The 22,102-nt window shown below is 77.1% G+C and carries 21 protein-coding genes; 14 read left to right on the top strand and 7 right to left on the bottom strand.

Translation table 11 applies throughout. The features are described from left to right. Nucleotides 1–27: 27 nt before the first annotated feature. The 4 genes from ACI79F_RS07530 to ACI79F_RS07545 all read left to right on the top strand — a co-directional run bounded on the left by ACI79F_RS07530 (nt 28) and on the right by ACI79F_RS07545 (nt 3,923). Nucleotides 28–1,005, top strand: a complete 978-nt coding sequence (locus tag ACI79F_RS07530; RefSeq protein WP_456547349.1) for a glycosyltransferase family 2 protein — start codon at nt 28–30, stop codon at nt 1,003–1,005. Next, nucleotides 1,002–2,099 carry a mannose-1-phosphate guanylyltransferase gene (locus ACI79F_RS07535; protein ID WP_456547350.1) on the top strand — a complete coding sequence of 366 codons (1,098 nt, stop codon included), beginning with the start codon at nt 1,002–1,004 and terminating at the stop codon, nt 2,097–2,099. The genes ACI79F_RS07530 and ACI79F_RS07535 overlap by 4 nt, the downstream gene beginning before the upstream one ends. Nucleotides 2,100–2,128: 29 nt before the next feature. Further along, a complete protein-coding gene (locus tag ACI79F_RS07540; RefSeq protein WP_456547351.1) occupies nt 2,129–2,899 on the top strand; it encodes an SDR family NAD(P)-dependent oxidoreductase in 771 nt (256 codons plus the stop codon). A gap of 172 nt (nt 2,900–3,071) precedes the next feature. After that, nucleotides 3,072–3,923 carry a DNA-3-methyladenine glycosylase family protein gene (locus ACI79F_RS07545; protein ID WP_456547352.1) on the top strand — a complete coding sequence of 284 codons (852 nt, stop codon included), beginning with the start codon at nt 3,072–3,074 and terminating at the stop codon, nt 3,921–3,923. A gap of 21 nt (nt 3,924–3,944) precedes the next feature. Here ACI79F_RS07545 and rfbA read toward each other — a convergent pair whose 3' ends face one another. From rfbA to cofD, 3 genes are read right to left on the bottom strand one after another with little or no spacing between them, the layout of a single operon-like run. Further along, a complete protein-coding gene (rfbA, locus tag ACI79F_RS07550; protein WP_456547353.1) occupies nt 3,945–4,814 on the bottom strand; it encodes a glucose-1-phosphate thymidylyltransferase RfbA in 870 nt (289 codons plus the stop codon). Between the two features lie 29 nt (nt 4,815–4,843). Next, nucleotides 4,844–5,935 (bottom strand): coenzyme F420-0:L-glutamate ligase, encoded by a 1,092-nt coding sequence (locus ACI79F_RS07555; RefSeq protein ID WP_456547354.1) that lies wholly within the window; start codon nt 5,933–5,935, stop codon nt 4,844–4,846. Next, nucleotides 5,928–6,887, bottom strand: a complete 960-nt coding sequence (gene cofD, locus ACI79F_RS07560; RefSeq protein ID WP_456547355.1) for a 2-phospho-L-lactate transferase — start codon at nt 6,885–6,887, stop codon at nt 5,928–5,930. Before cofD ends, ACI79F_RS07555 begins: the two co-directional genes overlap by 8 nt. Nucleotides 6,888–7,116: 229 nt before the next feature. Between cofD and ACI79F_RS07565 the strand changes: the two genes are divergently transcribed. Further along, nucleotides 7,117–7,452 carry a WhiB family transcriptional regulator gene (locus tag ACI79F_RS07565; protein ID WP_456547356.1) on the top strand — a complete coding sequence of 112 codons (336 nt, stop codon included), beginning with the start codon at nt 7,117–7,119 and terminating at the stop codon, nt 7,450–7,452. A 70-nt stretch (nt 7,453–7,522) separates the two neighbouring features. Further along, complete coding sequence (locus tag ACI79F_RS07570) at nt 7,523–8,362, top strand: hypothetical protein (RefSeq protein WP_456547357.1); 840 nt, start codon at nt 7,523–7,525, stop codon at nt 8,360–8,362. Here ACI79F_RS07570 and ACI79F_RS07575 read toward each other — a convergent pair. Further along, entirely contained in the window at nt 8,337–9,362 is a 1,026-nt protein-coding gene (locus ACI79F_RS07575) for a hypothetical protein (RefSeq protein WP_456547358.1), read from the bottom strand. The two genes, ACI79F_RS07570 and ACI79F_RS07575, sit on opposite strands and share 26 nt — an antisense overlap. A 74-nt stretch (nt 9,363–9,436) precedes the next feature. Between ACI79F_RS07575 and ACI79F_RS07580 the strand changes: the two genes are divergently transcribed. Further along, nucleotides 9,437–10,312 (top strand): hypothetical protein, encoded by an 876-nt coding sequence (locus ACI79F_RS07580; protein WP_456547359.1) that lies wholly within the window; start codon nt 9,437–9,439, stop codon nt 10,310–10,312. Between the two features lies 1 nt (nt 10,313). On the opposite strand, the gene ACI79F_RS07585 is transcribed toward ACI79F_RS07580, so the two are convergent. Together ACI79F_RS07585 and ACI79F_RS07590 are read right to left on the bottom strand one after the other, a co-directional pair. Then, nucleotides 10,314–10,781, bottom strand: a complete 468-nt coding sequence (locus ACI79F_RS07585) for a metallopeptidase family protein (RefSeq protein WP_456547360.1) — start codon at nt 10,779–10,781, stop codon at nt 10,314–10,316. Between the two features lie 19 nt (nt 10,782–10,800). Then, nucleotides 10,801–11,553 (bottom strand): SDR family NAD(P)-dependent oxidoreductase, encoded by a 753-nt coding sequence (locus ACI79F_RS07590; protein WP_456547361.1) that lies wholly within the window; start codon nt 11,551–11,553, stop codon nt 10,801–10,803. Between the two features lie 111 nt (nt 11,554–11,664). On the opposite strand from ACI79F_RS07590, the gene ACI79F_RS07595 reads away from it, so the two are divergent. Continuing rightward, the gene (locus ACI79F_RS07595) at nt 11,665–12,015 is read left to right on the top strand and encodes a DUF3499 domain-containing protein (RefSeq protein WP_223223002.1); all 351 of its coding nucleotides are present in this window, start codon (nt 11,665–11,667) and stop codon (nt 12,013–12,015) included. A gap of 321 nt (nt 12,016–12,336) precedes the next feature. Here ACI79F_RS07595 and ACI79F_RS07600 read toward each other — a convergent pair whose 3' ends face one another. Further along, on the bottom strand, nt 12,337–14,178 hold the full coding sequence (locus tag ACI79F_RS07600; protein ID WP_456578893.1) for a DUF222 domain-containing protein: 1,842 nt from the start codon (nt 14,176–14,178) through the stop codon (nt 12,337–12,339). Nucleotides 14,179–15,207: 1,029 nt separating this feature from the next. On the opposite strand from ACI79F_RS07600, the gene ACI79F_RS07605 reads away from it, so the two are divergent. The 6 genes from ACI79F_RS07605 (at nt 15,208) to manA (ending at nt 22,084) form a co-directional block, all read left to right on the top strand. Further along, a complete protein-coding gene (locus ACI79F_RS07605) occupies nt 15,208–16,572 on the top strand; it encodes a phosphomannomutase/phosphoglucomutase (RefSeq protein ID WP_456544623.1) in 1,365 nt (454 codons plus the stop codon). Continuing rightward, nucleotides 16,569–16,787, top strand: coding sequence for a Trm112 family protein (locus ACI79F_RS07610; protein ID WP_456544622.1), 219 nt, complete (start codon nt 16,569–16,571; stop codon nt 16,785–16,787). The genes ACI79F_RS07605 and ACI79F_RS07610 overlap by 4 nt, the downstream gene beginning before the upstream one ends. Next, nucleotides 16,784–17,929, top strand: coding sequence for an SIS domain-containing protein (locus tag ACI79F_RS07615; RefSeq protein ID WP_456544621.1), 1,146 nt, complete (start codon nt 16,784–16,786; stop codon nt 17,927–17,929). Before ACI79F_RS07610 ends, ACI79F_RS07615 begins: the two co-directional genes overlap by 4 nt. 95 nt (nt 17,930–18,024) lie before the next feature. Then, nucleotides 18,025–18,978: a DUF808 domain-containing protein gene (locus ACI79F_RS07620; RefSeq protein WP_456544620.1), complete on the top strand. Its 954-nt coding sequence runs from the start codon at nt 18,025–18,027 to the stop codon at nt 18,976–18,978. Nucleotides 18,979–19,039: 61 nt separating this feature from the next. Beyond that, nucleotides 19,040–20,836, top strand: coding sequence for a glycerol-3-phosphate dehydrogenase/oxidase (locus ACI79F_RS07625; RefSeq protein ID WP_456544619.1), 1,797 nt, complete (start codon nt 19,040–19,042; stop codon nt 20,834–20,836). A 72-nt stretch (nt 20,837–20,908) separates the two neighbouring features. After that, complete coding sequence (gene manA / locus ACI79F_RS07630; protein ID WP_456544618.1) at nt 20,909–22,084, top strand: mannose-6-phosphate isomerase, class I; 1,176 nt, start codon at nt 20,909–20,911, stop codon at nt 22,082–22,084. Nucleotides 22,085–22,102: the final 18 nt, after the last annotated feature.

Below are 22,102 nucleotides of genomic sequence, written 5' to 3' on the forward strand. Positions count from 1 at the left end.
CCGGGGCCGCCGGTTACGTTCGTGCGCATGGACCCAGCCGTGCAGCCGGAGCCGCTCCGCGTGGTGGCCGTGACGTACTCCCCGGGCGAATCGCTCAAGGGGTTCGTCGAGTCGCTGGCCACGGCCACCACCCGCCCGACCGAGGTGGTGCTCGCCGACAACGGGTCCACCGACGGCGCGCCCGAGGCCGCGGCGGCCGCCCACCCGCACGTCCGGCTGCTGCGCACCGGCGGCAACGTGGGCTACGGCGCCGCGGTGAACGCCGGCATGGCCGGGCTCACCTCCGGCCACGCGCTCGTCGCCAACCCCGACGTCCGGTTCGAGCCCGGCTCGGTCGACGAGCTGCTCGCCGCCGCCGCCCGCTGGCCGCGCGCGGCGACCGTCGGCCCCGCCATCCGCACGCCGGAGGGCGAGCTGTACCCCTCGGCCCGGGACCTGCCGCGGCTGTCCACCGGGATCGGGCACGCCCTCGTCGGCTGGGCCTGGCCCAGCAACCCCTGGACGGCCCGCTACCGGCGCGAGCGGGAGGAGCCGCGCGAGCGGCCGGCGGGGTGGCTGTCGGGCTCCTGCCTGCTGGTCGACGTCGCCGCCTTCTGGTCGGTGGGCGGCTTCGACCCCGGCTACTTCATGTACTTCGAGGACGTCGACCTCGCCGAGCGGCTGGGCCGCCGCGGCTGGCTGCACGTCTACGCCCCGACCGCCGTCGTCGTCCACGAGGGCGGGCACGCGACCGGACGGGAGCCGCACCGGATGGCCCGGGTGCACCACACGAGCGCGCTGCGCTACCTGTCCTCCCAGCACCCGGGCCGGCGCAACGCCCCGCTGCGGGCGGCGCTGCGGGCCGGGCTGGGCGCCCGGATGCTCGTCTCCTACGTCAGCGGGCGGGTGGCCGCCGGCGCGCCGTTCCAGCGGCGGGCCGAGGGCGTGGGCCGCGCCGCCCGGGTGCCCGGGGCCGCCAAGCTCGCCCGCCCCGGGCGGGCCGCGCGCGGCGGGGCCGCCCGATGAGGCACGCGGTGATCATGGCCGGCGGCTCGGGGACGCGGCTGTGGCCGCTGTCCCGGGCGGGCCGGCCCAAGCAGCTGCTCGACGTGGTCGGCGACGGCGACGGCGGGGCGCACAGCCTGCTCGCCGAGGCCTTCGCCCGGCTGGAGGCGGTGCTGCCGGCCGAGCGGATCTGGGTGTGCACCGCCGCCCGCTACGGCGACCAGGTCCGCGCCGCGCTGCCGCGGCTGGACCCGGGCCGGCTGGTGCTGGAGCCCGTCGCCCGGGACACGGCCAACGCCGTGGGGCTGACGGCGGCGCTGGTCGCCGACGCCGACCCGGACGCCGAGCTGGCGGTCGTCAGCGCCGACCACGTCATCCGGCCGGTCGAGCGCTTCGCCGACGCGCTCCGCACCGCCTACGACGCGCTCGCGGCCCGGCCGCGCTCGCTGGTCACCCTCGGCATCCGCCCCACCTCCCCGGCCACCGGCTTCGGCTACGTGCGCCGCGGGGGGCCGACGGAGGTGCCGGGCGTCGCCGAGGCCGCGGAGTTCGTGGAGAAGCCGGACCGGGCCACCGCCGAGGGCTACCTCGCGTCGGGGGAGTACCTGTGGAACTCCGGCATGTTCGTGTGGCGGGCACGCACCGTGCTCGACGCGCTGGCCGACCACCTGCCCGCCAGCGCCGCGGGGCTGGCCCGGGTGGTGGCCGCGCCGGCCGGGTCGCAGCGGGACGCCGTCCTCGCCGAGGTGTTCCCGACCCTGCCGAAGATCAGCGTCGACTACGCCGTCCTGGAGCCCGCCGCCCGCGAGCCCGGCCGGGTGCTGGTCGCCGACCTCGACGTCGACTGGCTCGACGTCGGCTCGTGGCCGGCGCTGGCGCAGACGCTCGCGGTGGTGGGGGACAACGCCGTCCGCGGCATGGCGGTCACCCTCGACGCCGCCGGCAACATCGTGTTCAGCGACGACCCCGGGCACCTCGTCGCGCTGGTCGGCGTCCGGGACAGCGTGGTGGTGCACACCGCCGACGTCACGATGGTCTGCCCGGTCGGCGACGCCGAGCGGGTCAAGCAGCTGCTCGCCGAGGTCGAGGCGGGCCACGGCGACCGCTTCAGTTGAGCACGCCGGGCCTGGCTAGCCTCGGGGGCATGAAGAGCCTCGAGGTCGCCGCCGTCGTCTCCGGAGGGGCCTCGGGCCTCGGTGCCGCCACCGTCCGGGCGCTGGCCGCGCGCGGCGCCGCCGTCACGATCCTCGACCTCAACGCCGACGCCGGGCAGGCGCTGGCCGCCGAGCTGGGCGGGCACACGACGTTCGTGCGCACCGACGTCACCGACGACGACTCGGTGCAGGCCGCGATCGCCGAGGCCACGGCCAAGGACCTGCCGCTGCGGGTCGCGGTCAACTGCGCCGGCATCGGCTGGGCCGAGCGCACCGTCAACCGCGACGGCTCCGCGCACGGGCTGCCGCAGTTCACGAGGACGGTCATGGTCAACCTGGTCGGCACCTTCAACGTGCTGCGCCTGGCCGCCGCCGCGATGGCGCGGACCGAGCCGGGGGAGGACGGCGAGCGCGGGGTGATCGTCAACACCGCCTCGATCGCCGCCTACGACGGGCAGATCGGCCAGATCGCCTACGCGGCGTCGAAGGGTGGCATCGTGGGGCTGACCCTGCCGGCGGCGCGGGACCTGTCCAGCGTCGGCGTCCGGGTCTGCACGATCGCCCCCGGGCTGGTCGACACGCCGCTGCTGGGCAGCCTCCCCGAGGAGGCCCGCACGGCGCTGGCGGCCGGCATCCCGTTCCCGCGGCGGCTGGGCCGGCCCGACGACTTCGCCGAGCTGGCCCTGGCCATCGTCGAGCACGGCTACCTCAACGGGGAGGTCATCCGGATGGACGGCGCCCTCCGGATGGCGCCGCGCTGATCCACCCCGATCCACCAGCTCCACCCCGATCCACCAGCGAGGCGAGCACCGCTTCCCCTGCACCCCGGAGCACGCCCTGAGCACGCCGACCCTCCCGCGGACCCCGACCGCGCCGGCCTTCGAGTCGGCCTTCCGGCCGGACTGGCCCCTCGACGTCCGCCGCACGCTGTCCGTGCACCTGCGCGGCACCGGCGACCCGACCCTGCGCTTCGAGGCCGACGGCACCTGGCGGGTGACCACCACGCCGTGCGGCCCGGCGACCGTGCGGATCACGCAGGTGGGGGGCGAGGTGCGGATCGCGGCCTGGGGCCCCGGGGCGGCGTGGGCCGGCAGCCGGGTGCCGGCGTGGCTGGGAGTCGACGACGACCCGACCCTGCTCGACTGCGCCGGCCACCCGCTGGTGACCCGGCTGCACCGCACCACCCCGTGGCTGCGGCTGGGCCGCACCGAGCGCACCTGGGACTGCCTGATCCCCGCCGTCCTCGAGCAGAAGGTCACCACCATCGAGGCGCACCGCGTGTGGCGGGCGCTGCTGCGGCTGGCCGGCGAGCCGGCGCCGGGTCCCGCGCCCGAGGGGATGCGCGTGCCGCCGTCGCCTCGCCGGCTGCTCGACGTCACCGACTGGGAGTGGCACCGCTGCGGGCTGGACGGCGCCCGCCGCCGCGCGCTGCGGGCGGTCACCTCCGTGGCGGCCCGGATGGAGCCGCCCGAGGCGCTGGACTCCGCCGACCTGCAGCGCCGGCTGAAGACCGTGCTCGGCATCGGGGTGTGGACGGCCGCCGAGGTGGTGCAGCGGGTGTTCGGCTGCCCGGACACCGTCAGCTACGGCGACTACCACCTGAAGAACCAGGTCGGCTTCGCCCTGTCCGGGGCGGCCCGCACCGACGACGACGGGATGATGGCGCTGCTCGAGCCCTGGCGGGGTCAGCGGCACCGCGTCGTGCGGCTGCTCCTGGTCAACGGCGTGGCCCGGGCGCCGCGGTTCGGCCCGCGCAACGCGCCGACCGACCACCGCCGGATCTAGCCGGCGCCGGCCGGCCGGGTCTCAGCGCGACTCGGCCAGGAGCCCCAGCAGGTAGGCGCCGTAGCCGCTCTTGGCCAGCGGCTCGGCGATCGCGCGCAGCTCGTCGTCGGAGAGCCAGCCCTGCCGCCAGGCGACCTCCTCGATGCAGCCGATCTTGAGGCCCTGGCGCTCCTCGACCACGGAGACGAACTCCGTCGCCTGACGCAACGAGGCGAAGGTCCCGGTGTCCAGCCAGGCGGTGCCGCGGTCCAGGACGGTGACGGTCAGCCGGCCCTCGCGCAGGTAGTGCTCGTTGACGGCGGTGATCTCCAGCTCGCCGCGGGCGCTGGGGGTGATGCCCCGGGCGACCGCCACCACCGAGGACTCGTAGAAGTACAGCCCCGGGACGGCGTAGGAGCTCTTGGGCGCCGCGGGCTTCTCCTCGATGGAGAGCACCTTCCCGGCCCCGTCGAACTCCACGACGCCGTAGTCGGCCGGGTTGGCCACGTGGTAGGCGAACACGTGCCCGCCGTCGGGGTCGGGCAGCCGGCCCAGGGCGGTGCCCAGCCCGGCGCCGTAGAAGATGTTGTCGCCCAGCACCAGCGCCACCGACTCGCCGCCGACGAAGTCCGCGCCGATGAGGAAGGCCTGCGCCAGCCCCTCCGGGCGCTCCTGCGCGGCGTACTCGATCCGCATGCCCAGCCGACTGCCGTCGCCGAGCAGCGCCCGGAACGCGGCCTGGTCGCCGGGGGTGGTGATCACCAGCACCTCGCGGACGCCGGCCATCATCAGCGTCGACAGCGGGTAGTAGACCATCGGCTTGTCGTAGACCGGCATGAGCTGCTTGCTCACGGCCTGCGTGATGGGGAAGAGGCGGCTGCCCGTCCCCCCGGCCAGGATGATCCCGCGCATGGGCAGGGACGTTACCGAGTCCGCGCTGGTCAGGCCCGGTCCGAGCCGAGCCACAACCTCCCGACGAGTGAGGTGCCGCCGGCGGTGGCGACCGGCTCCCACCGGGTGGACCAGCCCTCGGCGTGCAGCTGGACGAGCACCCCGCCGAGCACCGCGCCGAGGTTGAGGGCGGCGGTCACGGTGGCCCGCTCGGGCAGGTGGACGTCGACCACGCCGTCGTCCTCCCCGCCGTAGCGGAGCACCACGGGGAACTCGGGCAGGGCGGCGACGGCGACGCGGAAGGCCTCGGTGACGGCCTCGAGGTGGCCCGGGCGCGGGACGAGCTCCGGCGCGGGGGCGCGGCTGGCGACCACGTCGCGGCTGCCCCAGCGGAACAGGTCGCCGGCGCCCAGCCGCACCAGGGGGCGGGTGCCGGTGTCCTCGGCCGGGCGTTCGGCCGGCCAGCCGCGGACGACGGCGACCGGCAGGCCGTCGAGCTTGCCCTTGACCAGGTCGGCGGCGGCGGCCAGCTCGTCGACGACGGCGACCTGGGTGGTCTCCAGCCGGTTGCCGTGCGCGTCGACGGCGCCGCGGTGGTCGACCAGCGGGCGGATGCCGGCCGCGCCGACGGCGACGTCGGTCAGCCCCTCCCGCCAGGTGCGGCCGAACGTGTCGCTGACGACGACCGCCACGTCCACGCCGAGCAGCTCGGCCAGCCGCGCGCGCAGCCCGCGGGCGGAGGCGTCGGCGTCCTCGGGCAGCAGGACGAGGGCGTCGCCGGGGACGTTGGAGGCGTCGATGCCGGCCGCGGCGACCACCCAGCCGTGCCGGGTCTCCACGATCCGCAGCGGCCCGCGGCGGGCCACCACCCGCACGGTCTCGCCGTCGATCGCCTTCTGCCGGGCGACCTCCCGGTCCTCCCCGGGGGCCACCGGTACCAGCCGGCCCTCCGCCTTGGCGACCACCTTGGAGGTGACGACGACGACGTCGCCGTCGGCCAGCCAGGGCGCGGCGGCGGCGATCGCGGCCGCCACGTCGTCCCCGGGGGCGAACTCGGGCAGCCCGGGGACCGGGTGCACCGACAGACCCGCCGGCGGCTCGGACGCCGGCTCCGACGCCGGCGGCCGGGACGGTTCAGACACCGGCGGCGTCCAGGGCGGCGCGGGCCAGCGCGGCGGTCGCCGCCGGGTCGGACATGAGCAGCGGGACCTGCCGCACGTCGACGCCGGGCACGTCGGCGGGGTCGCCGGGGGCGACCAGCCAGGCGTCGAGCAGGCCGCCGTCGGCGCGGGCGCCGTAGTGCCGGCCGACGCCCTGCGCGCTGACCTCGACGCCGACGACCGGCAGGCACCGGTCGGCCATCCCGCGGACCGGGCCGCCGCCGACGATGGGGGAGACCCCGACGACCCTGCCCGGGGTGGCCAGCAGCGCGTCGCGCAGGCCGGGCACGCCCAGCACCGTGCCGACCGAGACCACCGGGTTGGACGGCGCCAGCAGCACCGCGTCGGCGCGGGCGAACGCCTCGGCCACGCCCGGGGCCGGCTGGGCGGCCTCGACGCCCACCTGGACGAAGCCGGTCGCGGGCAGCTCCGCGCGGTGGCGGACCCACCACTCCTGGAAGTGGATCGCCGCGGGCCGACCGGTCTCCGGGTCGGTGACCAGCACGTGGGTCTCGACGCGCTGGTCGGTCATCGGCAGCAGCTCCACCCCGGGCTGCCAGCGGTCGGCCAGCGCCGCGGTCACCTGGGACAGCGGGTAGCCGGCGTCCAGCATCCGGGTGCGGATGAGGTGGGTGGCCAGGTCCCGGTCGCCGAGGCCGAACCAGGTGGGCTCCGCGCCGTAGGCGGCCAGCTCGTCCTTGACCCGCCAGGTCTCGCCGGCCAGCCCCCAGCCGCGCTCGGGGTCGATGCCGCCGCCGAGGGTGTACATGACCGTGTCGAGGTCGGGACAGATCCGCATGCCGTGCAGCGTCACGTCGTCGCCGGTGTTCACGACGGCGGTGATCCGTGACCCGGGCGTGACGTCCTTGAGTCCGGTGAGGAACCGGGCTCCGCCGATGCCGCCCGCCACCACGACGATCTCCACGAAAGTCATCGTGCCTCATGGTCACTTGTCGCCTTTTCGCCCGGCGTGTCGTGGCGCGGAACGAGAACTGACGAAGGATCTGTGACGGGTGGGGTTCCTGTGGTCATTTGGTTACACCATGCGAAGTTGACGGTCACCCAACGACACGCGTGTAATTCCCGCGGTGTCATCGAGGGCAGGGCCCGGGAACGTCCCGCGGACCACGCCTCGTGGCGAGAGCGAGAGGGGACGCGTCGTCATGGCAGAGGTGTCGTGGTTGAGGGACTACGTGAGCGCGTCGGAGCGGTCGGCCGACCGGGGCACCGTGGCCTCGACCCCCGCCTTCGGCAGCCTCCTGGGGCTGGGCGAGGACGACGCCCAGTCGTGGCAGGAGCGCGCCCTCTGCGCCGAGACCGACCCCGAGGCGTTCTTCCCCGAGAAGGGCGGCTCGACCCGCGAGGCGAAGAAGATCTGCACCGGCTGCGAGGTCAAGGCCGAGTGCCTGGAGTACGCGCTGGCCAACGACGAGCGCTTCGGCATCTGGGGCGGGCTGTCGGAGCGGGAGCGCCGCCGGCTGCGCCGCCGCGCCGTCTGAGCGAGTCCCCCGGTCCCGGAGCGGGCCGCACACAGCCGTCGACGAGTTCCTCGTCGGCGGCTGTGGTCGTATGGGGCCCGTGCAGACGCGGGTGGTCACCGGCCGCGAGCGCGTCGTCCGGGAGCTCCGCGCCGCCGCGCCGCTGATGGCCGCCCTGCGGGCGCCGGTCCCCGCCCGGGCGCCGTGGCTGACCGCCGTCCTGAACACCGGGGCCGCCGGCCGCCCGGTCGCGGTGGTCGTCGAGCGGGACCCCGCGTCCCGACCCGACGGGCTGGCGCTGCTGTCGGCGCGCCGCCGCGGCGCCGCGCTGGACCTGACGCTGCTCGGGTCGGCGGAGGGCGGGGCCGCCGTCCCCGCCCCGCCCGGCCGCCCGCCGGCCCGGCTGCTCGCCCGGGACGACGAGGTCGCCGCGCGCCTGGCCGCCGGCCTGCTGGCGCTCGGCGCCGGCCGCCGCGCCCCGTGGACGCTGGCGCTGACCGGCCTGCCGATGGGCGACCCGACGGCCCGGGCCCTGGGCGCGCTGCGGCCCGACGCCGCCTTCGCCAACGCCCGCAGCAGCCGGCTGGTCGACCGGCTGGACGCCCTCAGCGGCACGGTGACGCGCAGCCGGGACCCGCGCGAGGTCGAGCGCCGGCTGCCCGCGCTGCTCGCCGCGCAGCCCGGCCGCCGGGCCCGGGTGGCCCTGCGCGCCGCCGCTCGGCTGCACGCCGCGATGGGGCAGGTGGAGGTCGCCGCCGTCACCGACGGCACCCGGCTGCGGGCGGCGCTGCTGACCCTGGTCGACGGCCCGGACCGGCAGCCGTGGGTCGGCTCCGGCGAGCCGGCGGCGTTCGGCTCCGAGATGGGCGCGCCGGTCACCTCGCTGCGGCTGGCCGAGGGGTGGCTCAGCCGCCCCGTCGCACCGCGCTGACCCCCGCGTCCTCGAGGGCCGCGGCCCGGTCGGTGCCCAGGAACAGCGTGCCGCGCGCCGGCGCCCACCCGCCCGCGTCGACCGGCTCGCCGGCGGACAACGTCACCGTCAGCTCGTACACCCGGCCGGTGTAGAGCGGCGGGCCGCCGGCGGGCCGGGTGTAGGTGGGGAACCGGCCGGTGAGCCGCAGGCCGCCGTCCTCGGCCGTGGCGCGCAGGGCGGGGGAGGGCAGGTCGGCGTACTCGACGGGGCCGGGGACGCAGCCGGCCGCCGCGGGGTCCGTGGGCGCCTCGGTGGCGAGGCAGTTCCAGGTGGGGAGCCGCACGTGCGCCAGCGCGGTGCCGTCGGCGCGGCTGGTGACGCCCACCGCTGCTGCCGCGACCGTGACGCCCACCGCCCGGCGCTCCAGCACCAGCGGCGCGAAGGCCAGCCGCGCCGCCCAGCCGCCGGCGTCGGGCGGGACGGACACCGCGGCCAGCGTCCCGGCGCCCGGCTGGCCGGGGACGGGCTCGGGTGGCACCGGCGGCAGGTCGGGCACCGGCAGCGGCGCGGGCGGAGACGGCGGCGGGGCTCCGGCGGTCGTGGCGTCCGCCGGGGCGCCGGAGTCCTCCCGCGTGCCCCGGGCGGCCCCGGCCAGCAGCGCGAGGACCGCCAGCAGCGCCAGCGCCGCGGCGGTCATGGCGAGCAGCACCCGCCCGGGGGGTGGGCCGCCGTCCGCCCCGGTCCCGGCCGCCGCCACGCGCACGCGCGCCGGACTCTCCGGCGGCGGGGCCGCGCCCGGGGTGCCCGGCGGGGTGGCGGCGAAGGCGGGCAGGTCGTCGTCGGGGAAGGCGGGCGGCGGGGACGCCGGCGGCGGGGCGTCGGGCAGGGCGCCGGGCGCCGGCCGGCCCGCGTCGGACCCCGCTCCCGGGCGCCGGCGCCGGGCCGGGACGGCGGCCAGGGCGGCGAGCGCCAGGAGGACGACCCCCAGCACGGCCCAGGGCACGGCGGCGGCGTCCATCGCCGTCCAGCATCGCAGGAGCGTGCCGGCGGGCTCTCCGTGCAGGTGACCCGGCGGGCTGTCACGATCCGGGGATGGGGGGCAACGGGTCCGGCGCCGGCAGCGCCTCCGGCGACCGGCTGGGCGCGCTGCTGGCGGAGCTGGGGGTCTCGCCGGCGGGGCTGGCCGTGGCCGACCACAGCGCGCGGCTGGGGACCGTGACCGGGGTGCTGCCCGACCGGGTGCTCGACCTGGCGGTCACCGAGAGCGGCCGGCGCCGGCTGCGGGCCGAGCTGCGCGGACGGCGCTGGGCGGAGGAGCGGGGCATCGGGGTGCCCGAGGTGCTCGCCGCCGCCGACGACGGCCGCTGGCTGCTGTCCCGCCGGCTGCACCCGGCGCCGTCCGGGGGGCCGCGGTGGACCGAGGCGGCCGTCGACGCCGCCGTCCGCATCGCGCCGCCGCCGGCGCCGCCCGGCGCGCCGTGGCAGCCGCCGGCCGGCCGGGGACTGGGGCGGCTGCGCGGCACGGTGCAGGACACCGCGCGTCTCGTCCGCGCCGGCGTGCGGCTGGGGGAGCTGCGCGCCGTCCGGGCCGCGGCGGCGCAGCTGCCGCTGTCGGAGGTCACGCACGGCGACCTGCGGGCCGACAACGCCGTCCTGGACACCGATGGCGGGCTGGTGGTGCTCGAGTGGACCGGCGTGCGGGCGGCCCCGCGGCACCGGGACCTGCTCACCCTGTGGGCCACGGCCCCCGACGCGGAGGACCGGGCGGAGATCGCCGACGTCGTGTTCGACCGCACCGCCGGCTGGGAGGAGCCCGACGTCGGCCTGCTGTGGCACGCGGTCGCGCTGGAGCAGCTGGTGCGGCTCGTGGCCGCCGCCGGGCGGGCCGAGGAGCTGACCGCCGCACGCGCCCGGGTGGACGAGGCCCGGCGCCACGCCGCCGACCTGGGCAGCCCGGTCGCCGTGTGAGTCAGCCGGTCGGGTCGATCTCCTCGGGGTCGCGGCCGAGGAGCACGGCCACCTGGTCGACGACGACGTCGCGGACGAGGTCGGCGAGGTCGTCGCGGTCGTGGGCCCGGATCTCCAGTGGGCGCCGGTAGACGACGATCCGGGCGGGGACCTCCCGGCCGCCGTCGCGGTGGGCGGGCAGCACCCGCGCCAGGGGGACGCTGCTGTCGTCGAGGACGTCGGCGTCCAGCACCACCTCGTCCGGGCTGGTGTGCTCCACCCAGGGCACGTCCTCGACGGCGAACTCCACGCCTGCGAGCTCGCGCTCCCAGCGCCGCTCGAGGTCCTCCACCGCGTCGAGGACGAGGTCGTCGAACTGCTCGGCGCGGCTGCGCGACAGCGGTACCTCGGCGGGCACCAGGCGTCCGCGCAGGCCGCGGCCGTGCCGGTCCCGGCGGGACCGGACCGGGCGGCGGGGAGGTCGGGTCATGGCGGCAGAAGGGTACGTCTCAGCGCGGCAGCCGGCGCCACAGCGCGCGGGGGGTGACCCGCATCAGCGCCGACAGCCAGCGCAGGGACGACGGCACCCAGACCACCTCCCGATCGCGGGCCAGCGCGGCGACGACGGCGTCGGCGACGGTGTCCGGCGTGCTCGACAGGGGCGCCGGCGACATCCCGCGGGTCATCCGCCCGATGACGAAACCCGGCCGCACGAGCAGCAGCCGCACCCCGGACCCGGTGAGCGCGTCGGCGAGCCCGCTGGCGAACCCGTCGAGACCGGCCTTGGCCGAGCCGTAGACGTAGTTGGCCCGCCGGACCCGCACGCCGGCGACGGAGGAGAAGACGACGATCCGGCCGCGGCCGGCCTCGCGGTACCGCCGGGCCAGCAGCGTCAGCAGGTGCACCTGGGCCACGTAGTCGGTGTGCACCACGGCGACCGCCGCGGCCGGGTCCCGCTCGGCGGTGGCCTGATCGCCCAGGACCCCGAAGGCGACCAACGCGGTGCCGGGGAGTCCGTGCCGGCGTTCGATCTCGGCGAGGACGCCGGCCTGGGCCGCGAGGTCGTCGCCGTCGAACTCCACGGTGTGCACGGCCGTCGCCCCGGCCTCGAGCAGCAGCTGCTGCTCCGCGGCCAGGTCGTCGGCGCGCCGGGCAGCGAGCACGACCTCCCGGGCGCCGGCCGCGACCAGCCGCCGCGCGACGGCCAGCCCGATCTCGCTGCGCCCGCCCAGGACGAGGACCGGGTCGCCGTCGGTGCCCATGGGGTCCATCGTGCAGGATGTGGCTCCTGCTCCCGTCACCGGAGAAACCCGGTGCGCCTGCTCCCATCGTCGTCGCCGCGCGTCTACTGTCAGCCCCGTGAGGAACCGGTGGTGAGGCAGTCACGTCGCTGCTCGCGCAGCGGCTGCGCGCAACCGGCAGCGGCGACCCTGACCTACGTCTACGCGGAGTCGACCGCTGTCGTCGGTCCGTTGGCGACCTTCTCGGAACCGCACAGCTACGACCTCTGCGAGTTCCACGCCGAGCGGCTGACCGTGCCCCGTGGCTGGGAGGTCGTCCGGCACGAGATCGACGTCGACGACGTCGGCCCGACCGGGGACGACCTGCTCGCGCTGGCCGACGCGGTCCGCGAGGCCGCCCGGCCCGAGCCGCCCCGCGACCCGGCCGACGACGGCCGCGGAACGCGCCGCGGCCACCTGCGGGTCCTGCCCGACCTGAGCTGACGCCGGTGCGGGACACCGCACCCGGTGCCGCTGTCCGCGCCCGCCGCTGACCCCACCCGGCCGTCATCCGCGGGGCGAAGGCGGGGATCGGCTCCCGGTGGAGCCGGCTGAGCCGAGACCTGCGCCGCCTCGGGCCGGTGCGCAACCGCGTTCCGCGCCCCATCGGACGTGTGCGGGCGCTAGCCGTCCGGCGGCTGAGCTGCTGGCTGCCGGCTGTCGGCCGCGCACGGGATCGGCGCGCCGGACAGCCGGTCGGTTCGCGGCGCCACACCGTTCCAGCGCGCGCGGACCCCGTGGAGATCCCGGGTCCGCGTTCCGCGATCAGAAGGGCGCGGCTTCGTCCCCTGGCTGCGCGGGCCTGCCGGAGACGGCGATCCGGATGTGCTCGCGGCGTTCCTCGGGGGTGAGCCGCCTCCAGTCGATGGCCGGTGGCGGTCCGCCGGTGTCCGGGGCCGGCGCGGGTGTGGGTTGGCTGCCGTCGTCGGGGCCGAGGCTGGGTGGGGCGGTGGTGATGCGGGTGCCGCCGGGCAGCACCCAGATCAGGCCGTGGTCGGGGCGTCCTTCCAGGCGCCAGCCCGGGGCCTGGTGGGACAGCCGGTGGTGGTGTTCGCAGAGGGCTTCGAGGTTGGTGTGGGCGGTCGGGCCGTGCGGGTGGGGGATGCGGTGGTCGAGGTCGCCGCGGCGGGCGCGGGCGCGGCAGCCGGGGAAGCGGCAGCGGCGGTCGCGCAGGCGGACGAACCGGTCCAGTGGAGCGGAGGGGGTGTAGCCGGGGGTCTCCGGTGGTGGCCCGAGGCCGGTGCCGTCGCGGGCGGCGGCGCGGAGCTCGATGCTGTCGGTGAGCGCGAGCAGGCAGCCGGTCAGCGGGTCGGTCAGCGCGATCCGCGGCCGCTCGGCCAGCGCGGTGTCGCCCAGCCGCCGGAGGTCGAGCAGCCGGGCCAGCGCCGCCTCGGCCAGCACAACCTGCTCGGTCGGCGCGATCTGCTCGGCCGGCGCGGGCTCCTCGGCCGGCGGCGCGCCGTCGGGGGACACCACGTCCTCGGCCGGCAGCGCCTCCTTGTCCGACCCGACCCCCTCGGTCGGCGCCACAGTCTCGAGGAGCGCCACGTCCTGCGCCGGCACCGCGCCCTCGGCCGGCGCCGCGCCCTCGGCCGGTGCCTCGCCCTCGGTCGGTGCGATCTCCTCCGCCGGCCGCGCACCGTGGACCGACGTCGCCTCCGCGGCCGGTGGTTCGCCGGCGGTGTCAGGGCGGGGCAGGAGGCCGAGGGTGTGGGCGAGTTCGCGGACCAGGGGCGCGGGCACGGTGTGGCCGTCCAGCTCGCCGGGCTCGTCGGCGTCGGGCCCGGTGCCGGTGAGGGTGCCGGCGCCGGCGACGACGGTGAGCAGCACCCGCACCGGGGCACGGCCCTCGGCGTCGGGGCGCAGCAGCAGATCGGCGAAGGTGTCGGCCATCCGCTCGTCGCTGCTGCGCGGATCGGGCGGCCCGCCGCCCGCGGCCGCGCCGGTGCCGGCGGCGGCGTTGGCGTCGGTGTTGGCGCTGGTGTTGGCGCTGGTGTTGGCGGTGGCGGTGGCGGTGGTGTAGCCGCGCAGCGCCTCGTGGCAGGCCCGGGCGACCGGGGCGGGTAGCACCGCGGTGAGCACCGCCATGCCGTCCTGTCCGGCGTGCAGGGTCACCTTCCGGCCGCGGACCGCCGCGGTCAGCCGGGCCAGCGCGGCGTCGGCGTCGATCCGGGCGATCGCCCGCCGGGTGCACTCGCGCAGCTGGGCCACCGTCTGCCGCGGCGCGCGCGGCAGCACCCGGGCCTGCACCGCCGCCTTCTTACCCGCAGCCACCGGCCGCAGCAGCTCCACCAGCGCCCGCGCCTGCGCCCAGCCGATCTCCCCGGCCTCCAGCGCCGCCAGCGTGGCCGGCAGCTGCTCGACCAGCTCCACCGCCGCCACCAGCAGCTCCGACGCCGCACCCGCGGGCAGCCGCAACCGGGCGGCGACCTCATCGGCGGCCCACTCGCTGACCGCGGCCAACGCCGCCGGCCGCGCCTCCCGCGACGCCGCCGACGCCGCCCCCGGCTCACCCGGCTGCCGATCCCACGCCACCGGCCGGCACCGGGCGAACGCGGCCAGCGCCCGCACCCGCGCCCCGGCCAGCTGCGCCAGCCCCCGCTCCACCTCGGCCGCAGCGTCCAGCCACCCCGCACCCTCATCCAGCAACCGCGCCCGCCCGTCCACCGGCTCCGCCGCCGCAGGGGACAGAGCCGCAGGGGACAGATCAGGAGCAGGAGTGCCGGCGCCCGCAGGAGCAGGGCCCGGCGTGGACTCCGAGGCGGTTGCGTGATCGGGGGCCGGAGGGGCGTCGGGAACAAGAGCCCGGGCGGGGACAGGGCCCGGGGTGGCCTCGGACGCGCACTGCGGGGCCGAGACGGGATCAGGAGCGGCATCGGGAACAGGGCCGCGGCGGTCGATGGGGTCTGCCGTGGACTCCGACGTCGAGTCCGGGGGGGGGGGGGGGGCGGGGGGGGGGGGGGGGGGGGGGGGTGGGGGGGGGGGGGGGGGGGGGGGGGGGGCGGGGGGGGGGGGCCGCCCCCCCCCGCCCCCCGCCCCCCCCCCCCCCCCCCCCGGGGCAGGAGCGGCAGTGGAGGCAGGACCGGGATCGGCCGCAGGAGAGGCCCCCGGGGCGGACCCATGGTGGAGATCGGCCGCGTCGGCGACCTTCGCCGCGGCCCCGTCGGAGCCTGCCCTGGCCGGGAGCGCGCGACGCCCGTGCACCGCCTCGAGGATCCACGGCCCTCGAGGCCGCCGGACCGTGATCCGCGACGCCGACGCCCTGCACAGGAGACCGAGTAGGGCGATCTCGAGGGGCGTCGGATCGACGTCCTTCGCGAGCGTCCATGACTCGTACATGCGTTCGATTGTATCCGCGGGATGACCGGTTGAGCAGGCGAAACGCATCTGTGGAGAAGTGCTGCGCCTGTGGACGGGGAGGGGCCGACGGGCACCCCCGACCGGCATGGTGTCGCCCATGGGACGAGTGAGGGCTGGGGCTCCGCGTGACCACGGAGCCGGCAGTGGCAGCTCCGCGTACCCACCCGATGTGGTCGGCCTCGGGCGGCGAGGGGTGGCCAGAGCGGTGATCCTCTTAGGATCGACCGGCGCGGCCGCCGAGGAGCCAGCGCGACTGCGGCGAGGAGCGAGTGACACGTGGGCGATCTCCGCTCGATCATCAAGGCCTACGACGTCCGCGGTGTGGTCCCCGACGAGTGGGACGAGGACGTCGCCCGCCGGATCGGTGCCGCCTTCGCCGAGCTGGTCCGCACGGAGAGCGGCGCCAGCGCCGTCGTCACCGCCCACGACATGCGGGCGTCGTCGGTGCCGCTCTCGCGCGCCTTCGCCGAGGGTGTCCTCTCCCGCGGGGTGGACGTCGTCGAGGCCGGGCTGGGCTCCACCGACCTGCTGTACTTCGCGGCCGGCTCGCTCGACGTCCCCGGCGCGATGTTCACCGCCAGCCACAACCCGGCCCAGTACAACGGCATCAAGCTGTGCCGGGCCGGGGCCGCGCCGATCGGCCAGGAGTCGGGGCTGGTCACCATCCGCGAGTTGGCCGAGCGCGACAGCTATGAGCGTGTGCCCGACCGCCAGGCCTCCGTCGCGCAACGCGACCTGCTGCCCGCCTACGCCGCCCACCTGCGCTCGCTGGTCGACCTGTCGGGGATCCGCCCGCTGCGGGTGGTCGTCGACGCCGGCAACGGCATGGGCGGCCACACCGTCCCGGTCGTGCTGGACGGGCTGCCGCTGGACGTCGTGCCGCTGTACTTCGAGCTCGATGGCACCTTCCCCAACCACGAGGCCAACCCGCTCGACCCGGCCAACCTGGTCGACCTGCAGAAGGCCGTGGTCCGGGAGGGAGCCGACATCGGGCTGGCCTTCGACGGGGACGCCGACCGGGTCTTCGTCGTCGACGAGCGCGGCGAGCCGGTGAGCCCGTCGGCGATCACCGCGCTGGTCGCGGTCCGGGAGCTGGCCAAGGGCCGGGGGACGACGGTGATCCACAACCTGATCACCTCGCGGGCGGTGCCCGAGATCGTCCGCGAGCACGGCGGTGAGCCGGTGCGCACGCGGGTCGGCCACTCGTTCATCAAGGCCGAGATGGCCCGCACCGACGCCGTCTTCGGCGGCGAGCACTCCGCGCACTACTACTTCCGCGACTTCTGGCGCGCCGACACCGGCATGCTCGCCGCCATGCACGTCTTGGCCGCCCTCGGCGAGCAGAGCCGGTCGCTGTCGGAGCTGACCGCCGCCTACAGCCGGTACGCCGCCTCCGGCGAGATCAACTCCACGGTGGCCGACGCCGCGGCACGGACCGCGGAGGTGCGCGCGGCGTACGAGGAGGTCGAGGGCGTCGCCGTCGACGAGCTGGACGGGCTGACCGTCGAGCTGCCGGACGGCTCCTGGTTCAACCTGCGCGCCAGCAACACCGAGCCGCTGCTGCGGCTCAACGTCGAGGCGCCCGACGCGGCGACGATGCAACGGCTACGGGACCGAGTACTGGAGATGGTGCGTTCATGACCGAGACACCGACCGAGCCGACCGGACCGCTGGGCCTGGACCCGGCGCTGCTGGAGATCCTCGCCTGCCCGGACACCCACCACAGCCCCCTGACGGTGGACGAGGCCGCGAGCGAGCTGCTGTGCACCACCTGCGACCGGGCCTTCCCGGTCCGCGACGGCATCCCGGTGCTGCTGCTCGACGAGGCCCGGCACCGGGGGAACGCCGGCACATGACGTCCCCGGAGCTGGCCGAGGAGGTCCTCGACGACCTGACGGTGCTGCGCGCCCGCGACCCGCGGGGGCTGCTGCCCGCCGTGGCCGGCGCCGGCGCGCAGGTGCGGGAGACCGCCCGGCTGGCCGAGGAGGCCGGGCTGGAGCGGGTCGCCGAGGGCGGGCGGCCACGCGGGCTGGTCATCGTCGCCCGTCGCGAGGGGGCGGTGGCGGCCTCGGTGCTGCGGGCGCTGCTCGGCCCGGCCAGCCCGGTGACCGTGGACGTCGTCCCGGGGCCCGACCTGCCGGTGTGGACCGGACCGACGGACATCACCGTCGTCGCGACCCGGACCGGCGCCGGCCGCTACGCCGTCGCCCCCGCCTACGAGGCCGCGCGCCGCGGGGTGACCCTGCTGGGCATCGGCGCGGACGACGCACCGTTGCGCGCCGCCTGCTCCACCGCCCGCGCGCCCTACGTCCCGCTGCCGCGGTCCCGCGTCCAGCACACCTCCCTGTGGTCGCTGCTCACCCCGCTGCTCAGGCTGGCGACCGACCTCGGCCTGGTGTCGGCGCAGACCGCCGACCTCGAGCTCATCGCCGACGCCCTCGACGAGGTGGCCCGCGAGTGCGGGCCGGCGCAGGAGTCCTTCGTCAACCCGGCCAAGACCCTGGCGCTGGAGCTCCTCGACGCGCTGCCGGTGATCGCCGCCGAGGGACCGCTGGCCGGGGCGGCGGCCACCCGCGTCGCCGACCAGCTCGAGACCCTGGCGGGCCTGCCGGTCGCCGCGTTCCGGCTGCCCGACCAGCGGGTCGCCGCCCGGGCCGTGCTCAGCGGGCCGCTGGCCCCGCGCGACGGGGACGACGACTTCTTCCGCGACCGCGCCGAGGACACCGGCCGGCGGCTGCGGCTGCTCACCATCCGCGACACCGACGCCGGTGACTCCGACGGGGGCGGCGAGCGGGAACCGCGCTCGGCGAGCGAGGCGATGCACGAGGTGCTGCGCACCGCCGCGACCGCCAACGTGCCGGTGAGCGGGCTCGCCGAGCACGGCGAGCCCGAGCGCTACGGCCGCATGTGCCGCCTGGCGCGACAGCTCGCCGTCGCCGACTTCAGCGCCGTCTACCTGGCCCTCGCCCTGGACCAGGAGCGGGCCCTGCGGTCCTGACACCCGGTCGCGGGCCGCGGCCGGACCGACCACCATCAGACGACACGGAAACGACACACCGGCCGACGAGCGCCGGGCGAGCGGAGGGACCTCCCGTGGCGGGTGGACTGGCAGCCCTGTTCGACGACGTCGCGACGCTGACGCGCGCGGCCGCGGCCTCGATCGACGACGTCGGCGCCGCCGCGGCGAAGGCGAGCGCGAAGGCGGCGGGCGTCGTCGTCGACGACACGGCGGTGACGCCGCAGTACGTGCGCGGGCTGGCCGCCGAGCGGGAGATCCCGATCGTGTGGCGCATCGCCAAGGGCTCGCTGCGCAACAAGCTGCTGTTCATCCTCCCGGCGATCATGCTGCTGAGTCAGTTCGCCGACTTCCTGCTCACCCCGCTGCTGATGCTCGGCGGCACCTACCTCTGCTACGAGGGCGCGGAGAAGATCTGGGAGAAGGTCAGCGGCCACGCGCACGGGCACGGCGCGGACGACGGCGAGCCCAAGGACGAGAACACGATCGTCGGCGGCGCCATCCGCACGGACTTCATCCTGTCGGCCGAGATCATGGTCATCTCGCTCAACGAGGTCACCGACGAGCCGTTCGTCGCCCGGCTGTCGACCCTGATCGTCGTCGCCGTCGCGATCACCGCGCTGGTCTACGGCGTCGTCGGCCTCATCGTGAAGATGGACGACGCCGGCCTGCGCCTGGCCGAGCGCGGCAGCGGTGGCGTGGCCGGCTTCGGCCGGGGCCTGGTCAAGGCGATGCCCCGGCTGCTCGCCGCCCTCACCGTGATCGGCACCCTGGCCATGCTGTGGGTCGGTGGCCACATCCTGCTGGTGGGCGCCGACGACCTCGGCTGGCACGGGCCCTACGAGCTGGTGCACCACCTGGAGGAGGCCGTGCACGACGCCACCGGCGCGCTCGGCGGCGTGGTCGGCTGGCTGGCCAACACCCTCGCCAGCGCCGTCGCCGGGCTCGTGGTCGGCGCGGTCGTGGTCGCCGTCGTGATGCTCGTCCAGCGCCTGCGGCGCAAGGGGCAGCCGGCCGGCGCCGCCCACTAGCGCGTCCGGGGCGCCCGGCGGCGCCTGCGGGACCGGTCGGACGGCGGGGACAGTGGGGGACATGCAACGGGGAGACACCGACCGCACCGTGCTCTCGCCGCAGCGGCGGCGCGCCGACCGCGACCGGCTGGCCGCCGGCGTCGTGGACGTCCTCGTCATCGGCGGCGGCGTCACCGGCGCCGGCGCGGCGCTGGACGCGGCCAGCCGCGGACTGTCGGTCGGGCTGCTCGAGGCCCGCGACTGGGCGGCGGGCACCTCGAGCCGGTCCAGCAAGCTCATCCACGGCGGGCTGCGGTACCTCGAGCAGCTGGCCTTCCCGCTGGTTCACGAGGCGCTGCGTGAGCGCTCCCGGCTGGTCTCCACCATCGCCCCGCACCTGGTCCGGCCGCTGCCGTTCCTGCTGCCGCTGACCGCGCCGGTCTGGCAGCGGGCCTACTACGGCGCCGGCGTCGCCCTGTACGACGTGCTCGGCGCCGCGCTCACCGGCGACCGCGGCATCCCGGCCCACCGGCACCTGTCCCGCAGCGCCGCGCTCGCCGAGTTCCCCGGCCTGCGCGCCGACGCCATCCGGGGCGCGATCCGCTACTGGGACGCCCAGGTCGACGACGCCCGGCACACCCTCGCCGTGGTCCGGACCGCGGCCGGCTACGGCGCCGCATGCCTGTCCAGCGCGCGGGTCACCGGCCTGCTGCGGGACGGCGACGGTCCGGACTCACCGGTGGTCGGCGTGCGGGTGGCCGACCTGACCGACGGGTCCTCGTTCGTCGTGCGGGCGCGCAGCGTCATCGCCGCGACCGGCGTCTGGAGCGACGACGTGGGGGAGATGCTCGGCACCTCCGCGCCCAGCCTGCGGGTGCGCGCCAGCAAGGGCGTCCACCTGGTCGTGCCGCGCGACGCGATCGACGGCGACGCCCTCCCGGGAGCCTCCGGCGGGGTGGCGACCGGCGGCGGGCCGGACGAGGAGCGGCCCGGGCTGATCCTGCGGACGCCGACCAGCGTGCTGTTCGTCATCCCGTGGGGCGAGCAGTGGATCGTCGGCACCACCGACACCCCGTGGCGGCTGGACCGCGACCACCCCGCCGCCAGCAGCGCGGACATCGCCTACCTGCTGCAGCAGGTCAACCGGGTGCTGGCCCGGCCGCTCACCCCCGACCGCATCGTCGGCGTCTACGCCGGCCTGCGGCCCCTGCTGGCCGGGGAGGCCGACCAGACCAGCCGGCTGTCCCGCGAGCACGCGGTCGTGACGCCGGCCCCCGGCCTGGTGCTCGTCGCGGGCGGCAAGTACACGACCTACCGGGTCATGGCGGCCGACGCCGTCGACGCCGCCACCGCCGGCCTGCCCGGGGTGGCGGCCTCCCGCACGGCGCACCTGCCGCTGGTCGGCGCGCACCGCTGGGCCGCCGTGAAGGACGCCGCCCCCGACCTGGCGGCCGCCGCGGGCCTGCCCGAGGACACCGTCGCCCGGTTGCTGCAGCGGCACGGCGACCAGGTCGGCGCCGTGCTCGCCCTCGCCGCCGCCGACCCCGCGCTCGCCCGGCCCCTGCCCGGGGCGCCGGCGCACCTGGCCGCGGAGGTGGTGCACGCCGTCACCGCCGAGGGCGCGCTGCACCTGGACGACGTCCTCACCCGGCGCACCCGGGTGTCGATCACCACCCCGCACCGCGGGACGGAGTCGGCGCCGGCTGTCGCGGAGCTCATGGCCGGCGTCCTCGGCTGGGACGCCGAGCGGACCGGCCGCGAGGTGGCCCACTACGAGGCCCGGGTGGCCGCCGAACGGGAGTCGCAGCGGATGCCCGACGACCGCACCGCCGACGCCGCGCGGCTCGGTGCACCCGACGTGCGGGCCGCCGCCGTCTGATCCCACCCGCACGGGGTGATCGCCGGAGGGCTGCCCGCCCCCGAACCGAACCCGCCGGTAACCTCGTGAGCGATGTGGCACCTCACGAGCAACGTCCGGCACTACCCGTGGGGCAGCCACACGGTGATCCCCGAGCTGCTGGGCCGGCCCGCCCCCGCGGACCTGCCGCACGCCGAGCTCTGGATGGGCGCCCACCCCGACCTGCCCAGCCTGCTCGCCGACGGGCGCCGGCTGGACGAGGCCATCGGGGAGGAACCGCAGCGGCTGCTCGGCCCCCGGGTGGTCGAGCGCTTCGGCCGGCGGCTGCCGTTCCTGATGAAGGTGCTGGCCGCCGACGCCCCGCTGTCGCTGCAGGCGCACCCGACCATCGAGCAGGCGATGGCCGGCTACGCGGCGGAGGACGCGGCCGGCGTCCCGCAGGACGACCCGACCCGCACGTTCAAGGACCCCTGGCACAAGCCCGAGCTGCTGCTGGCGCTGACCACCTTCGAGGCGCTGTGCGGGTTCCGGCCGGTCGAGGAGTCCCTGCACTGCCTGGCCAAGCTGCAGCTGCCCGAGCTGAAGCCGACCATCGCGGCCCTCGCCCGCGGCGGCCTGCGCGCCGCCATCCCGCAGCTCATCGCGCTGTCGGGGAAGCGCCGGACCCACCTGGTCGAGGCGGTCGCCCGCCGGGCCGGCCAGTTCGTCGCCGCCGCCGACCCGGAGTTCATCAACACCTACCGCTGGGCCGCCCGGCTCGCCGACGCCTACCCGGGTGACCCCGGCGTGGTGATCTCGCTGATGTGCAACCACCTCAAGCTCGCACCGGGCGAGGCGGTGTTCCTCCCTGCCGGCAACCTGCACGCCTACCTGTGCGGCGCCGGGGTCGAGGTCATGGCGAGCTCGGACAACGTGCTGCGCGGCGGCCTGACCCACAAGCACGTCGACCTGGCCGCGCTCATCGAGGTGCTGGACTTCACCGACGGCAAGGTGCCGGTGATCCACCCGGTGCTGGGCCCGGGCGGGCTGCGCTACCCGGTGCCGGTCGAGGACTTCGACCTGACCCGCTGCCAGCTCGACGCCCAGGCCGGCAGCCTGACCACCACCGGGCCGCAGGTGCTGCTGTGCACCGAGGGCGAGGCGGTGCTGGCCGCCGCCGACGGCGAGCTGGTGCTGCGCCGCGGCCAGTCGGCGTTCGTGCCGGCCGGCGAGCCGGTGAGCGCCCGCGGCCCCGCCGTCCTCTACCGGACCACCACCAACCTGCGCTGACCCGGCCGAGGGGCCGCC

The sequence above is a fragment of the Blastococcus sp. SYSU D00868 genome (assembly GCF_054050575.1).